Source organism: Halococcus agarilyticus, assembly GCF_000334895.1.
In the GTDB taxonomy this organism is placed as follows: Archaea; Halobacteriota; Halobacteria; order Halobacteriales; family Halococcaceae; genus Halococcus; species Halococcus agarilyticus.
The window spans coordinates 130,324-145,857 of sequence record NZ_BAFM01000008.1 but is presented as its reverse complement, the minus strand read 5'-3'; the positions used below and the strand labels follow the sequence as shown (position 1 = coordinate 145,857).

Annotated in this window: 12 protein-coding genes; 5 read left to right on the top strand and 7 right to left on the bottom strand. The window is 64.7% G+C overall.

The features are described from left to right. Window positions 1–15: 15 nt before the first annotated feature. Both gltB and proS read right to left on the bottom strand, forming a co-directional pair. Window positions 16–4,617 (bottom strand): glutamate synthase large subunit, encoded by a 4,602-nt coding sequence (gltB, locus tag TX76_RS08410; protein WP_049901501.1) that lies wholly within the window; start codon window positions 4,615–4,617, stop codon window positions 16–18. 146 nt (window positions 4,618–4,763) lie between these two features. Further along, window positions 4,764–6,224, bottom strand: a complete 1,461-nt coding sequence (gene proS, locus TX76_RS08405; protein ID WP_049901499.1) for a proline--tRNA ligase — start codon at window positions 6,222–6,224, stop codon at window positions 4,764–4,766. 614 nt (window positions 6,225–6,838) lie between these two features. Here proS and TX76_RS08400 point away from each other — a divergent pair. Continuing rightward, on the top strand, window positions 6,839–7,096 hold the full coding sequence (locus tag TX76_RS08400) for a GNAT family N-acetyltransferase (RefSeq protein ID WP_195156028.1): 258 nt from the start codon (window positions 6,839–6,841) through the stop codon (window positions 7,094–7,096). An 11-nt stretch (window positions 7,097–7,107) separates the two neighbouring features. Here the strand turns inward: TX76_RS08400 and TX76_RS08395 are convergent, their stop codons facing one another. Together TX76_RS08395 and TX76_RS08390 are read right to left on the bottom strand one after the other, a co-directional pair. After that, entirely contained in the window at window positions 7,108–9,039 is a 1,932-nt protein-coding gene (locus TX76_RS08395) for an ABC transporter ATP-binding protein (protein WP_049901496.1), read from the bottom strand. 114 nt (window positions 9,040–9,153) lie between these two features. Further along, window positions 9,154–9,648 (bottom strand): hypothetical protein, encoded by a 495-nt coding sequence (locus TX76_RS08390; RefSeq protein ID WP_049901494.1) that lies wholly within the window; start codon window positions 9,646–9,648, stop codon window positions 9,154–9,156. Window positions 9,649–9,961: 313 nt separating this feature from the next. Here TX76_RS08390 and TX76_RS08385 point away from each other — a divergent pair, with 313 nt between their 5' ends. From TX76_RS08385 to TX76_RS08370, 4 genes are all read left to right on the top strand, one after another. Further along, window positions 9,962–11,869, top strand: a complete 1,908-nt coding sequence (locus tag TX76_RS08385; RefSeq protein WP_049901491.1) for a beta-CASP ribonuclease aCPSF1 — start codon at window positions 9,962–9,964, stop codon at window positions 11,867–11,869. Window positions 11,870–11,935: 66 nt separating this feature from the next. After that, window positions 11,936–12,523 carry a PD-(D/E)XK nuclease family protein gene (locus tag TX76_RS08380; protein ID WP_049901488.1) on the top strand — a complete coding sequence of 196 codons (588 nt, stop codon included), beginning with the start codon at window positions 11,936–11,938 and terminating at the stop codon, window positions 12,521–12,523. 100 nt (window positions 12,524–12,623) lie between these two features. Then, window positions 12,624–13,241, top strand: a complete 618-nt coding sequence (locus TX76_RS08375; protein ID WP_049901486.1) for a hypothetical protein — start codon at window positions 12,624–12,626, stop codon at window positions 13,239–13,241. Beyond that, window positions 13,228–13,629: a disulfide bond formation protein B gene (locus tag TX76_RS08370; RefSeq protein ID WP_049901483.1), complete on the top strand. Its 402-nt coding sequence runs from the start codon at window positions 13,228–13,230 to the stop codon at window positions 13,627–13,629. The genes TX76_RS08375 and TX76_RS08370 overlap by 14 nt, the downstream gene beginning before the upstream one ends. A gap of 6 nt (window positions 13,630–13,635) precedes the next feature. Here TX76_RS08370 and TX76_RS08365 read toward each other — a convergent pair whose 3' ends face one another. From TX76_RS08365 to TX76_RS18080, 3 genes are read right to left on the bottom strand one after another with little or no spacing between them, the layout of a single operon-like run. Next, the gene (locus TX76_RS08365; protein WP_049901481.1) at window positions 13,636–14,451 is read right to left on the bottom strand and encodes an endonuclease III domain-containing protein; all 816 of its coding nucleotides are present in this window, start codon (window positions 14,449–14,451) and stop codon (window positions 13,636–13,638) included. A gap of 30 nt (window positions 14,452–14,481) precedes the next feature. After that, a complete protein-coding gene (locus TX76_RS08360) occupies window positions 14,482–14,895 on the bottom strand; it encodes a DUF371 domain-containing protein (RefSeq protein ID WP_049901479.1) in 414 nt (137 codons plus the stop codon). Window positions 14,896–14,919: 24 nt separating this feature from the next. Beyond that, window positions 14,920–15,078 carry a hypothetical protein gene (locus TX76_RS18080; RefSeq protein ID WP_195156027.1) on the bottom strand — a complete coding sequence of 53 codons (159 nt, stop codon included), beginning with the start codon at window positions 15,076–15,078 and terminating at the stop codon, window positions 14,920–14,922. Window positions 15,079–15,534 lie beyond the last annotated feature (456 nt).

Genomic DNA, 15,534 nt, shown 5'->3' with positions numbered 1-15,534 from the left:
GCTTTCGAAACCGTGTCAGTCCGCCCCGCCTTCGACGACCGGCCGCTCACTGCCCGCGGTCGTCGCGTGAGCGGGCGGCTGCGTGCGGACGTCGGCGCTCTCGCGCTCTTCGATGACCTCGGCGTAGGCGTCGGGCATCACCTTCACGACGTGCTCCAACTCCGTCTCCCAGTTGTCAAGGACGTACTCGCCGCGATCCGAGCCGGTGTAGGCGACGTGGTTTGCGACGAGGCGACGGAGCATCTCTCGGTCCTTGTCCTCCAGCTCCCGAGTGGTGCTCACCATCCCGTGGTTGACCGAGGACTCGAAGTCGCCCTCGCGGTCGAGGACGTACGCGACCCCGCCGGACATTCCGGCGGCGAAGTTCTTCCCCGTCTCGCCGAGCACCGCGATCGCGCCGCCGGTCATGTACTCACAGCCGTGATCGCCGACCGACTCGACGACCCCTTTCACCCCGGAGTTTCGGACCGCGAACCGCTCACCCGCCTTCCCGTTGACGTACACCTCGCCCTGGGTCGCACCGTAGAGCGCGACGTTGCCGATCAGGACGTTCTTCTCGGGCTCGTAGGGGGCGCGTTCGGGCGTGTTGACGACGAGCTTCCCGCCCGAGAGCCCCTTGCCGACGTAGTCGTTCGCGGTCCCGGTCAGGTTCAGCGTGACGCCTGCCGCGAGGAAAGCCCCGAAGCTCTGGCCCGCGACGCCGTCGAAGTCCACAGTAATGGAGTTCTCGTCGAGCCCGTCGCCGCCGTGGCGCTTCGAGATCTCGTTCGAGAGGGTCGCACCGACCGCGCGATCGACGTTCGAGATCTCCCGGTCGAGGTGGATGGATTCGCCGCGCTCGATCGCCGGCTCGGCGTCGGCGATCAGTTCGTTGTCGAGCTGGTCGTCGATCTCGTGGTTCTGCTCTCTGGTCTTGGTCCGCTGCTCGTCACTGCTCCCCTCTCCCTCCCCGCTCGCGTCGCCGTCGGCCCACGGCTCGGCGAGCACCGCGGAGAGATCGAGCTTCTTGGCCTTCTCCTGGGTGACGTCGTCGCGCTGGCGGAGGACGCCAGGCCGGCCGACCATCTCCTCGACGGTCTCGAAACCGAGTTCGGCCATGATCTCGCGGAGCTCCTGGGCGATGAACGTCATGTAGTTCACGACGTGTTCGGGCTCGCCGGGGAACCGTTCCCGAAGTTCCTCGCGCTGGGTCGCCACGCCGACAGGACAGGTGTTCTCGTGGCACTGGCGGGCCATCACACAGCCCGAGGTCACGAGGGAGGCGGTCCCGAAGATGTACTCCTCGGCCCCCAGCAGCGCCGCGACCGCGACGTCCCGCCCGGTCTTCATCCCACCGTCGGCCGAGACGCGGATACGCGAGCGGAGCCTGGTCTCGCGGAGGAGCTGGTTCGCCTCGGCGAGTCCGAGCTCCCACGGCAGTCCCGCGTTCTTGATCGAGGTGCGGGGGCTCGCGCCCGTCCCGCCGGAGTGGCCCGAGATGTGGACGACGTCGGCGTTGGCCTTCGCCACACCGGCTGCGATCGTGCCGATCCCCGCCTCGCTCACGAGTTTGACGTTGATGTCGGCCGCCGGATTGGCGGCCTTCAGGTCGTGGATCAGCTGTTTCAGGTCCTCGATCGAGTAGATGTCGTGGAGCGGCGGCGGCGAGATCAACCCCACACCGGGCGTGGCGTACCGGACGTGCGCGATCATCTCGTTGACCTTCTTCCCGGGAAGGTGGCCGCCCTCGCCCGGCTTGCTCCCCTGTGCCATCTTGATCTGGAGCTCGTCGGCTGAGGAGAGATACTCCGAGGTGACGCCGAACCGGCCCGACGCGACCTGTTTGACGGTGCACTCCTTCTCGGTGCCGAACCGTTCGGGCGGCTCGCCACCCTCACCGGTGTTCGATTTCGCGCCCAGCCTGTTCATCGCGATCGAGTTCGTCTCGTGCATCTCGGGCGAGAGGCTCCCGAGGCTCATCGCCGCCGTCGAGAACCGCTCGACGATCTCGTGGACCGGCTCGACGTCCTCGATCGGGATCGATTCCCGGGAACTGTCGAATTCGAGCAGGCCCCGGAGCGTCTGGAGCTCCTCGTTCTGGTCGTTCATCAGCCGAGCGAACTCCTGATACTGCTCGTAGTCACCCCGCCGGACGGCCTGCTGGAGCGCGCCGACGGATTGGGGGTTCCACTCGTGGAAGATCCCGTCCGAGCGGTGTTCGTACTCGCCCTGGCGCTCGATGTCGGGATCGTCGCCGAACGCGATCGCGTGGCGATCGTGGAGGTCCGTCTCGATCTCGTCGATCCCGATCCCCTCGGTCCGGGCGGTAGTGCCCTCGAAGTATTCGGTGACGAAGTCCGACTCCAGCCCGACGGCCTCGAAGATCTGCGCTCCCTGGTAGCTCTGGACGGTGGAAATCCCCATCTTCGACATCGTCTTCAGCAGGCCGTCTTCGAGCGCACCGACGTACGACGCGACGGCTTCCTCGCGCGCCGCGCCGTCAGCCCCCGCGGTGAGATCCGCGATGGTCTGATAGGCGAGATACGGGTTGACCGCGCCAGCGCCGTAGCCCACGAGCGTCGCGAGGTGGTGGACTGCCCGTGGATCGCCGGACTCGACGACGAGCCCGACGTGGTTGCGGAGCCCGTTGCGCACGAGGTGGTGGTGGACCCCGCCAGTCGCGAGCAGGCTCGGAATCGGTACCCGATCCGCGCTCGCCGCTCGATCGGAGAGCACGAGCACGTCGTGGCCCGCCTCGGCCGCGGCGGTGACCTCCTCGCGGACGCGCTCGACCGCGGTTTCGAGGTCGGTATCGGAGTCGTACGTGATGTCGATCGTTTCCGTGGTGAGGCCGTTCGCGCCGTCACCATCGAGTTCCTTGACCGCCGCCGTCTCGGCGTCCGAGAGCACCGGCGAGTCACAGACGAGCTGGCGAGCGTGTGCCGGCGACTCGTCGAGGAGGTTGCGCTGGTGGCCGAGCCGGGTTTCGAGCGAGGTCACGAGCTCCTCGCGGATGTAATCCAGCGGCGGGTTGGTGACTTGCGCGAACAGCTGTTTGAAGTACGTAAAGAGGGGGCGGTTGAACTGCGAGAGAACGGATAGAGGGGTGTCGTCGCCCATCGACCCGACTGGGTCCTTGCCCTTGGTCGCCATCGGTTCGAGCAGGTTGTCGAGTTCGTCGTGGGTGTAGCCGTAGAGCGCCTGATGGGAACGCAGGTCGCCGACCGTCTCGCCTGATTCGCGCTCGGCGTGCTCGTGTGCCGCGTCGCCGGCGATATCGTCAAGCTGGACCTGTTCCTGTTCGACCCACTCGGCGTACTTCGGATCGGTGAGGTCGTCGAACACCTCCGCGTCGGGCACGACCCGCCCCTCCTCGGGATCGGCGAGGAACAGCTGGCCTGGTTCGAGCCGGCCGCGCTCCTCGACCTCGGCCGGGTCGAGATCGAGCGCACCGGTTTCGGACGCCATCACTAGGCGGTCGTCGGTCGTGACTTCGTACCGGCAGGGCCGAAACCCGTTGCGGTCGAGCACCGCGCCGACCCGGGTGCCGTCGGTGGCCGCCACCAGCGCGGGGCCGTCCCACGGCTCCGAGAGCGAGGCGTGGAAGTCGTAGAACGCCTCGCGCTCGTCGCTCATGTCGTGCTCTTCCCCCCTGAAGGCCTCCGGAATCAGGAGTCGTAGCGCGTGGGGCAGGTCCCGGCCCGATTGCATCAGGAGTTCCAGGGCGTTGTCGACGCTCGCGGTGTCGGATTGGTTCTCGTCGGCGATCACGGGCTTCACCGCATCGACGTCGAATTTCTCGGTGCTGACGTCGGTCTCGCGCGCGCGCATCCAGTTGACGTTCCCCTGGATGGTGTTGATCTCGCCGTTGTGGATGATTCCCCGATACGGGTGCGCGAGATGCCACGCACCGAGCGTGTTGGTCGAAAAGCGCGCGTGAACGAGGACGAACGTCGAACGGAGTCGGGAATCGGTGAGATCGGGGTAGTAGCCCGCGAGCTGGTCGCCCTTCAGCAGACCCTTGTAGACGAGTGTCTGACGGTCGAGCGAACAGATGTAGAAGCGCTCGCTCCCGTCGGGATCGTGCTCCGTGACACGCTTCTCGATGGCACGCCGGCCGACGTAGAGCCGATGGTCGAACGACTCGTCGTCGATCGGATCGTCCGCCTCCGGGACGACGAACGCCTGATAGACCGCGGGTTCGGAATCGAGCGCCGTCTGCCCGAGATCGCCGTTGTCGGTCGGGACCGATCGCCAGTGACGTACTGAGAGGTCGTACTCGGCGAGCGTGTCGGCGACGAGAGTCTGGAGTTCCTCGCGGGCTTCGTCGTCCTGCGGGAGAAACAGCGAGCCGACAGCATAGGAGTCGGGCAGTGAGATGTCGAGTTCGTCGGCGAAGAAGTCGTGTGGGGTCTGGACCATGATCCCCGCGCCGTCGCCGGTCGACTCCTCGGCTCCGGTCGTGCCGCGGTGTTCGAGGTTCGCGAGGAGTTCGAGACCGTCGGCGACGACCGAACGGTCGGTCCCGCCGTCGAGATCCATGACGACGCCGACGCCGCAGTTCGCCCGTACGTCCGTGGGATCGGCGAGGCCTGCCGTGGCCGCCGAACCCTCTCCGGAGGGTGGCTGCTGGGTCATATGCGGCCCGCTACCCTGGTGTCCAATAAGAGGTTGTCCCTGAAGGACTATATGTGTGCTTGTACCAAATAAGGCAGTTACCATTTCTGACGAACGGTTGTCAATGCGTCTCAGAGGGTTCGAAAGATGGAAGACGTGCGGCGAGATCAGTAGGACTTGGCGAAGTATGCCGTCTCGACCGCTGCATCGTCACAGACCACACACTCCTCGTGAACGGGGTCGGTGTCGCGTTCGAGGGGCACCAGCACGATCTCGGCGGCGATCTCGTCCTTGATCGCGGCCTCGCAGTCCTCGTCGCCGCACCAGCCAGTTTTGACGAGACCGCCATGCTGGCCGATGGTTCCCAGCAGCTCGTTGCGACTCTCGGCCTCGCGGACGTTCTCCTCCAAGTCCTGTTCGGCGGCGGCGTAGAGCTTCGCGTGGATCGTATCGAGATGGTCGCCGACCGCGCCGGCGATCCCCTCGCGGTCCTCGACCGCCGACTCGCCGTCGGGGCGGTGGACGACGGTCGCTTCGTTGTCCTCGACCTCGTTCGGCCCGATCTCGATCCGGAGCGGGACGCCCTTGAGCTCCCACTCGTTGAACTTGAACCCGGGGTTGCGCTCGTCGCGGTCGTCGAGTTCGACCCGGTGGCCCGCCTCGTCGAGCTCCGCGGCGAGGTCGGCAGCGTACTCCAGCACCTCGTCGCGGGTGTCTTCCTGCCAGATCGGCACGACGACCACCTGCTCGGGCGCGAGCGTCGGCGGGAGGCTGAGTCCCTGGTCGTCCGAATGGGTCATGATCATCCCGCCGAGCGCGCGCCACGACAGCCCCCACGAGGCGGTGTGGGCGACGTGTTCGTTCTCGTCCTCGTCGACGTAGGTCACGTCGAACGCCTCGGCGAACCCATCACCCAGGTAGTGACTGGTGGCGGACTGGAGTGCCTTGCCGTCGGGCATCAGCGACTCGATCGCCGCGGTGGTGTGCGCACCGGGGAACTTGTCGTGTTCGGGCTTGCGGCCCTCCAGCACCGGGAGCGCGAGCACGTCCTCGTGGAGTCGGCGGTACTGGTCGAGTCGAAGCATGGTCTCCTCCCACGCGCTTGCCTCGTCGCGGTGGGCGGTGTGGCCCTCCTGCCAGAGGAACTCTTTCGTGCGGAAGAACGGTTTCGTATCCGTTGCCTCCCAGCGCACCACCGAACACCACTGGTTCAGTCGCATCGGGAGGTCGCGGTGGCTCCGGATCCACTGGCTCATGAACGGCGTGATGATCGACTCGCTGGTGGGTCGGACCGCGAGGCGCTCGTCGAGTTCGTCGTTGCCGGCCTGCGTTACCCACGCCACCTCGGGGTCGAACCCCTCGACGATGTCCTTTTCGCGTTCGAGGTAGCTCTCGGGGATGAACAGCGGGAAGTAGGCGTTCTGCACTCCCGTATCCTTGAACCACCCATCGAGGTGATCCTGGATGCGCTCCCAGAGGGCGTACCCGCGGGGGCGCGTGACGATGAACCCGCCCATCGGGGCGTAGTCCGCGAGACCCGCCTTCTGGACGACTTCGGCGTACCACTCGCCGGGGCTGTGCTCCTTCGACTCGGTGATCCCGAGCTCCTGTGTCTCTGGCTCGCTCATACGTACTGCTGTTTCCGGGACGGTTTAAACGCGGTGCGGTTCGGCCGAACGCGGCGAAAAATGTGGGGGTGGCTCAGGAGCCACCCGGCGGGAACGGGAACCGACGACCGACTCGGCGGATGGCGAACCGCACGTCGAGCCAGTCGTGCATACTCGCTGGGAACAGCCGCAACGGCATAAATTCGATGCCCGAACGTGAAGATCGTGGCCAACAACCGGGATCGACTGATTTGTGACCTCTGTTGTGGGGCGGTTGGCGCGCGAGTCGCACGCGAAGCGTGCGACTCGCGCGAGGGATGACTGAACCGAGTGAACAAAGTGAGCGGGGCGAAGGAGTCGGTTGGGGAGGCGTGTGGCCTGCGGTTTTCATTGGTGTCAGGGTTTGTAGGATCGGTTGATTGTCGGTAGAACTACGTCAAGATCGACGTGACCACCAACCATGACCGACGTGGCGGCGGTCGAACTCGGCCCCGAGAACGCCGACGAATACGTGGAACTGTACCGCGAGTTCGAGTGGTGGGCCGACCGCGAGCGGGGCGATGTCGAGCAAGCGCTCGAAAACACCTCGCTTGCGGTTGGGCTGCGAGACGGACCAACTAGTTGCGGCGGCGCGCGTGTTCAGGGATTTCGTCTACTACGCCGAAGTCTACGACGTGATCGTTGCCGAATCGCGGCGCAACGAAGGGGTGGGCGAACGGCTCATGGAGGCGATCGTCGAGCATCCGGCTCTCGAAGCTATCGACGTGATCGAACTCCTCTGTCGTGAGGGGTTGGTTCCCTTCTACGAAACCTGCGGGTTCGAGGTGTTCGACAACCGAGCAACGGTGGACGATCACGAGGAGGCGTTCGTGAAGATGAACTACGAGTCGTAGCCGCCAAGCCCTCAGTCGGTCCCGGCGCTGTCGGGCGTCTGCTGGGCGATCCGCTCGCTCGCGCGCGCGACGAACTCCTTCGGGAGATCGCCGATCTCGCCGGCCTGGACCCGCCAGAGGTTGGCGTATAGCCCGTCTTCTTCGATCAGTTCGTCGTGAGTACCGCGTTCGGCGATCCGACCGTCGTCGAGCACGAGGATCCGATCGGCGTCGCGCACCGTCGAGAGTCGGTGGGCGATCGCGAACGTCGTCCGGTCGGCGGCGAGCTCGTCGATCGAGCGCTGGATCAAGAGCTCGGTTTCGGTGTCGACCGCCGAGGTCGCCTCGTCGAAGATCAGAATGGCGGGATCCTGGAGGATAGTCCGCGCGATCGCGACGCGCTGACGCTGGCCGCCGGAGAGTTTCACGCCGCGCTCGCCGATGTCGGTGTCGTACCCCTCGGGGAGGTTGGCGATGAACTCGTGGGCCTCCGCGCGCTTTGCGGCCTCGACCACCGCCGCGTCGTCGGCGTCGAACCGCCCGTAGCGGATGTTCTCCCGCACCGTGCCGTCGAACAGGAAGTTCTCCTGGCCGACGTAGCCGATCGCCCCGCGGAGGCTTTCGAGCGTCAGGTCCCGGATGTCGTGGCCGTCGACCCGGATCGATCCCTCGTCGACGTCGTACAGCCGGAGGAGCAGCTTCAGAACGGTTGTTTTGCCCGCACCGGTCGGGCCGACGAGGCCGACGGTGTCGCCAGGCTCGGCGGTGAAATCGATGTCGTGGAGCACGCGCTCGTCGTCGTAGCCGAAGGAGGCGTCATCGTACTCGACACGGCCCTCCACGGTATCGAGTGCGGTCGCGTCGGGCGCGTTCTCGATCGAAACGGGAATCGACATCAGCCCGAGGATACGCTTGGTGGAGGCTTTGGCGTCCTCGTAGCGGTCGACGATGGTCCCCATCTGCGAGAGTGGCTCGACGAGGCGCTGGGTCAGGAGCAGGAAGGTGACGAGATCGCCGGCGGTTAGCGATCCCGTGAGGGGACCGGGGGCCGTACCGTCGACGACCCAGAGGCCACCGACGACGAAGGTGAGCACGAACGAGATCGAGATCAGCGCCTCCAGCCCGGGCCGGTAGATGAAGTTGAGTCGAAGCGCGAGCCAGTCGAGCCGGAAATACCGATACGAGTGCTCGCGCACCCGCTCGTCCTCGTAGCCTTCGGTGTTCGAGGACTTGATGACCTCGATCCCGCCGAGGTTGTTCTCCAGCCGGCTGTTCAGGTCGCCGACCGACGAACGGACGTCGGCGTAGCGCTCCTCCGCGACGCGCATGAACCAGTAGGTGAACGCCCCGGCGACCGGGATCACGGCGAGCGTGACCGCCGCGAGCTGGGGGTTGATCGCGGTCAGGATCGCGGCCGTCCCCAGAATGAGCACCCCGAGCTGGATCGCCTCGCCCATCATCGAGTCGAGGAACTGCTCCAGCCTGTTGGTGTCGTTCGAGAGAATGCTCATCAGCTCGCCGGTCTGGGTCTCGTTGAAGAACTCCATGTCGAGGCGCTGCATCCGCTGGTAGCTCGCGGTCCGGACCTCGTGTTTGACCCGGTGAGAGAAGAGGTTGAGCGTGGACTGGCGGACGAAGTTCAATACGGCGGCCCCGACCATCGCGACCGCCATCACGGCGACCGCGAACCAGAACTGGGCCGCCGTGGTCTCGGGCAGCCACGCCGTCGGGACGTACGGCAGCGTGAACGCGGTGGTGTTCTCGAAGAGCGCGTCGATCGCGACCCCGAGGAGCACTGGCGGGACCAGCGAGAGGAATCGGGCGAGCGTGCTCGACAGCACGCCGACGACGAACCACCGGCGGCTGCCCCGGCCGAACTCGACGAACAGTCTGAGAAGCGGGTGATCGATCGACTCGCGTCGCTGTTCGATGTACTCGGCGTCGAGGGCGTGGTCCGAACTCACGGGTGGTTCTCCGCGGTTGGCGGTCGCCGGTAAAACGGGTTGGGGAAACCCGCACGCCTGGCCGATACTCTCGGCTTCACCACCGCACACATCGCGCGCGCCGTGCGAACGCGATCACGAGCGGGAGTCGTCGGAATCGACCGCGAACGGACTCTCGCTCGCGGTCCACTCCCAGCCTGGAAGGCGGGTCTGAAAGCCGGCCGCAAGCGCGGCGTCGAGATCGTCGAGCCCCGCCGTGCCCTCGGTATGTGTCGTGACGTCGGCGTAGTGGAAGGTGGCCTCACCGAGCAGTCGGAGCGGTTGGTTGCCGGCGATGGTCCCGGCGAGTTCGCGGCCCAGCAGCTCGTCGACGACGAAGCCCGGATAGTCGTCCTCGACGTCGAGATCGCGCAGCAGGCCCGAGAGCGCGGCGACGTTGACCGCGAGATCGCCGTCGGCGAACACCGCATCGACCTCCGCACGGTACGTGTCCGCCGAGACGCTGCCGACCTCGGTATCGAAGGCGGCGGCGAGGTCGGTGCGAACGTCGTTGAGCAACGGGACCACGGTCGGGGCGCGCTCCGCGATCCACTCGCGCTCGTCGGCGACGGTGGCCGGGGTGAGTCGCATACGGGCGAACGGACTGGCGGCGGGGTACGCTTTGCGAAAGGTTTTATTACCGCCCACCGATAGGAGCAGGTACACGCGGGTTCTCCGGACTCTCAGCGGTCCATCGTCACGAGTCCGGACCCACGGGCCCGTCGTGCGGGCCGAACGACCTCCAGAGAGTATTGTATGCCACAGTCCGCGCCTCACGCCAACGGCTCCCGACCACCGAACGGACCGACCCACTCCGACGATCGGGGTCAGGTCCTCTCGGGAGCCTGGCGCGACGCCGGACCGGCACACGCGCAGTCTCTCAGCACATGACCCGAATCTCACTATGAGTACGGTTGACAAGCAGCTCGACGAGCTACAGGCGACGATAGTCGACGAACTCCCGAACGACATCTCCGTGTCGGACGTGACCTACGAGGGGCCGGAGCTCGTGATCTACACGCGCGACCCGAAGAAGTTCGCGCGCAACGGCGATCTGATCCGGAACCTCGCGGGCCAGCTCCGCAAACGCATCACTGTTCGTCCGGTCCCCGACGCGCTCACCGATCCGGCGAGCGCGCGCGAGCAGGTCCTGAACGTGATCCCCGAGAAGGCCGACGTCTCCGATCTCGACTTCCACGCCGACACCGGCGAGGTCGTGATCGAGGCCGCCAAACCAGGGATGGTGATCGGCCGCCACGGTTCGACGCTCCGGGAGATCACCCAGGAAGTCGGCTGGACGCCCGAAGTCGTCAGAACCCCGCCGATCGAGTCCTCCACGGTTTCCAATGTCAGAAGCTTCCTCAAGCAGGAACGCGAGGAGCGACGGGACATCCTCGAACGGGTCGGCCGGCAGATCCACCGCGAGGAGATGGCCGACGACGAGTGGGTCCGGATCTCCACCCTCGGCTGCTGTCGGGAGGTCGGCCGCGCGAGCTTCATCCTCTCGACGCCCGAGACGAGGATCCTGATCGACTGTGGCGACAAGCCAGGCTCCGACGACGCGCCTTACCTCCAGGTCCCTGAGGCGAACCCGCTGAACTCGCTCGACGCCGTCGTCCTGACCCACGCCCACCTCGATCACTCCGCGCTGATCCCCCTCCTCTTTAAGTACGGCTACGACGGGCCGATCTACACCACCGAGCCGACCCGCGACCTGATGGGCCTTCTCCAGCTCGACTACCTCGACGTCGCGGCGAAGGAGGGCCGCAGCCCGCCCTACGACAGCGCGATGGTCCGGGAGGCGGTCAAACACGCCATCCCGATCGAGTACGGCGACGTCACCGACATCGCGCCCGACGTGAAGCTCACGCTCCACAACGCCGGCCATATTTTGGGTTCGTCGGTAGCACACTTCCACATCGGCGATGGGTTCTACAACGTGGCCTTTTCGGGCGACATCCACTACGACGACACCAGACTGTTCAACGGCGCGGTCAACGACTTCCCGCGGGTCGAGACGCTCGTGATGGAGTCCACATATGGTGGACGGAACGACTATCAAACTGATCAGGCCGACTCCGAGGAGAAGCTGATCGAGGTCATCAACGAGACCCACGACCAGGGTGGCAAGATCCTGATCCCGGCCTTTGCGGTGGGCCGCTCCCAGGAGATCATGCTCGTCCTCGAGGAGGCGATGCGCTCCGGGAAGATCCCCGAGATGCCGGTCCATCTGGACGGGATGATCTGGGAGGCGACCGCGATCCACACCACCTACCCCGAGTACCTCCGGGACGACCTCCGTGATCGCATCTTCCACGACGACGGCAACCCCTTCCTCGCGCCGCAGTTCAACCACATCGACGAGGGCGACGACGAGCGCGAGGAGGTCGCTGCCGGCGATCCTGCGATCGTCCTCTCGACCTCGGGGATGGTCACCGGCGGCCCGATCATGTCGTGGCTCGACCATCTGGGGAGCGACCCCGACACCACGATGGTCTTCGTCGGCTACCAGGCCCAGGGCACCCTCGGCCGCCGCATCCAGAACGGCTGGGACGAGATCCCCCGTAATGGCCGCGGGCGCTCGAACACCCTCAACCTCGAGTTCGACGTCGAGACCGTCGACGGGTTCTCGGGCCACGCCGACCGCCAGGGTCTGGAGAACTTCGTGAAGACGATGAACCCCCGCCCCGAGAAGGTGCTCTGCGTCCACGGCGACGAGTCGAGCGTCCAGGACCTCTCCTCCGCGCTGTATCACAACTACAACATGCGAACGTTCGCGCCGAAGAACCTGGAGACGTTCCGTTTTAAGTAGAATTTTCGCGACTGAGCAGGTAATCGGACGAACGTTTATGTCACGCCGGTACGAGACCGGGTGTGAATGGCGAACGAAGCCGAGGAGTTGGATGGTTCACTCTCGGAATTCCAGCGAGACTTCGAACAGTTGCCCGATGTCGAGAAGCCGCCACAGACGTTCCTTCAACTCCTCGGACAGGAGTCCAAAGAGACGGACTGGAACACGATTCTGTCGTACTTCCTTGACCCATCGGAACCACACGGTTTTGGTACAGACTTCCTCGAAGCGTTCTTGTCGCTGTTGGAAGAGAATTCGGAACTGGAATTCGATTTCGACCGGTTCGACTTCGGAGAACTCGAAGTCAAATCCGAGTGGGTGATGCGTGACTTAGGAGTTAGGCCGGACATTACGATTTACTCCGAACGTCGCTGGTTCGTCATCATCGAGATGAAGGTCGGCGCGTCGGAGCACAACGATCAGACTGTTGAGTACGTCCGTTCGAAGAAGATAGGGAACATTGACAAAAACGAATTTAGCAGAACGACTGAAGAAATCGAAGAGTACGAGGACAGAGAGGAAGACAATCACAGCTATATCTACCTTGCGCCCGAATCAGCGGCAAGTGCCAAATCATCTGATTTTTGCCAACATATCCTGGCGCAAAATAGTTGAGAACCTAGAGAGGTTCGAGCATCAGAGCTACGGCCGTTACCCGTCGAGAAGTCACGCACAGCTGACCGATTTCCTCGACACCATCAGACGAGAACTATACATGATAGACGAGAAAATAGAGCGGGACGAGATAGATAAGATGCGGCTGTACTTCGAGTACGCCGATACATTCAACCAGGTAGAGAGTGCGCTTGACAGCGTGCAAGAACGGGAGCGGAAAAGGTGGAAAGAGCGGTTCCCCAGCGATTTCATGCCACCAAATTGGAGTGATGAAAAATGGCGTTGTAGGGGTGATTTCGCGCACATCTATCGAAAGGAGTGGCAGCTCACGGAAGATGGAGAACAGACAGACAACGGCAATGCACCCTATCGGATAAGCTTCACACACAACATCAGCGATGACCCATTTAGACAGGGCTTCCTCACTTTTCAATTGTACTGTCCGAAAGGAGCAGATAGTGACTTCACCGACGAATTCAACGAGCGGTTTCATGACGATGAGAGAATTCGTGACTTCTTCCAAAGCCGAGACCTTACGCGGAACGATGGCTACAAAATGTGGATGACTGAAGAAGAATACTCCTTCGAACAGGAAGAACTCCCCCATAGCTACTACGAGGCACTTCGAGACGCTTTCGAGGATCATCAAGAAATAGCAGATGATATTACGAGGGTATTCAACGATGCAGTCTGTGCAGTAGTCAATGAAAATCAGTAATAGCCGCCTCCCACTTGCGGCCGCCACGCTCGTCACGGCGGTCGCCACCGTCTGGAGCCTCTATCTCAGCCTCGGCCTCGGGCTGATTCCCTGCGAACTCTGCTGGTACCAGCGCATCCTGATGTATCCTCTGACGGTGATCCTCGGCGTGGCCGCGCTCGAAAACCGCGCCCGCGTCTACCGCACCGCGCTGCCGCTATCGGTTCTCGGAGCCGGTATCGCCGCGTATCACTCGTGGCTCCAGATCAGCGGCGGGTCCGGAACGTGCTCGATCGGCGGTGGCTGTTCGGCTGTGCAGTACCGATTTCTCGGTCTCTCCGTGCCGAACCTCTCGCTGATCGCGTTCGTGCTCGTCTCGCTCGCGCTGGTCGTCGTCGTTCGTCGGTAGTGGCGGCTATTCGACCGACGCGTCGGCGGGATCGACCACCTCGCCCGTGTCGGGATAGACGCCGATCTGGTCGCAGAGATCCGCCATCGGACAGGCGTCGGGGTCGTCGAGACAGGCTGGCTTGCGCGCGGAGCAGTACTCCCGCCCGAACTGGATCGAGGCGGTGTGACCGAACCCGCACTTCTCCGCCGGCACCTGGTCTTCGACGACCGCCCTGACCTCCTCGTGGTCGGCGTCGGGCGGCGCGATCCCGAGCCGGCGGTAGATGCGGTGGACGTGGGTGTCGACCGGGAAGACGCCCGCGCGCCCGCCCGAAAACAGGAGCACGCAGTCGGCGGTCTTGGGACCCACACCCGAGAAATCGAGCAGTGCGTCGCGTACCGTTTCTGGCTCCGTCTCGGTCACGAACTCGTCGAACTCGGCTGCGCTCCCGTACTCGTCGACCACGCGCTCGGCGATGGTGATCATCGTCTTCGATTTCTGATTGTAGAGGCCCGCCGACTCGATGGTCTCGGCGAGCGTGGGTTGATCGGCGTCGGCGAGCGCAGCGGCGAGATCGCCGTCCCTCCCGCCGTACCGATCCATCAGCGCGTCGTGGGCGGGCTGGCTCGCCTTGTCCGAGGTGTTCTGGCTCAGGATCGTGCGCACGAGACACTCGAAGGCGTCTTGGCCGCCGTAGGTCTTCTGCCAGTACAGCTCCCCGAGCCGGTCCACCACGGCCTCGGCGCGCGTGTCGGCTGCGCGCTCCTCGAACGCCGTTTCGAGCCCGCCACCGTCGGGACCGCCGCTGATGTTCCGTGTCGGCTCGGCGTCGTCGCTCATGGCTGTGGGACGGTCGCCGGCCACAAAACCCTATTCGACCCGGAAGGTAGCCCGGAGGTCCGCACCCTCGGCGAGCGCCGCCGCGAACTCCCGATCGAGGTCGGCGGCCGCTGCGTCCGCACCCACCATCACCGTGCGGTCGTCGACGTACTCGCTCGTCCGACAGACCAGGCTCCGGTCGTTCGTGAATTCGAACTCTGGATGACCGCGCCCGCGGACCATCTCGGTGTGATCGCCCGCCTCGAACGTCGCGGTGATCGTCGCGTCGACGTCGCGACAGGCCGCGACGAACTCGGGATCGAAGTCGGCGGGCGTGCGGTCGGCCTCGATCCCGAGGATGCAGTCGCCGGCGGACGTGAGGTAGTCGTCGCTCGTGAGTTCGAGCGTGCTCGCATGCTGGGCGGTGACGTGCTCGTGACCGTGTGCGTCGACGACCGCTTCCATACCGCTCCCTCGTCGGTGCGGTGCTTATGTCTGTGTCTTCGCGATCGTCACCGTGACTTCCCCGCACGCACACTCGTACGCACGGCGCTCCCCGGCCGGGTCGCGGAAGACGAGCGCGGGTTCGTCCGGGAGGTCGCGGTCGCACTCGGCCGCCTCGCACGTCGCGGCGAGTTCCTCGAACATACCTGTCGAACGGGTCCCGGGAGGTATCAACCGGTGCCATCCCCGGAGTGAAAGTGAAATAGTCCGACGCAAGCGGCGACGGTGGTGCGGGCCTGGCGTCTCGACGAGTGCCGGAGCACGTGGAACGTGCTCCGGACTCTCGTTCACTTTCGTTCACGAGAACGCAGCGAGTTCGTCCGAAAGACGCTTCGCGTCTTTCGTGATGACGAAAATCTCTGATTTTCGAACCACGAGACTCAGGAGAGCTTGCTCTCCTGGCGGATGAAGGGCGAGGGCGTGAGCGGTGGGTGGCGCGAACGTAGTGAGCGCCGCCGAGCGAACGGGGAGCGGAGCGACCCGTGAGCAACGCGAGCGCCCGAGGGCTTCGGCGGTGTTGTGCGGAGGCGGGGCGGTTGCGGCGAGCGCCAGGAGTTCTACCGCGAGCGAACGAGCAACGCGAGTGAGCGAGCGGGTGTT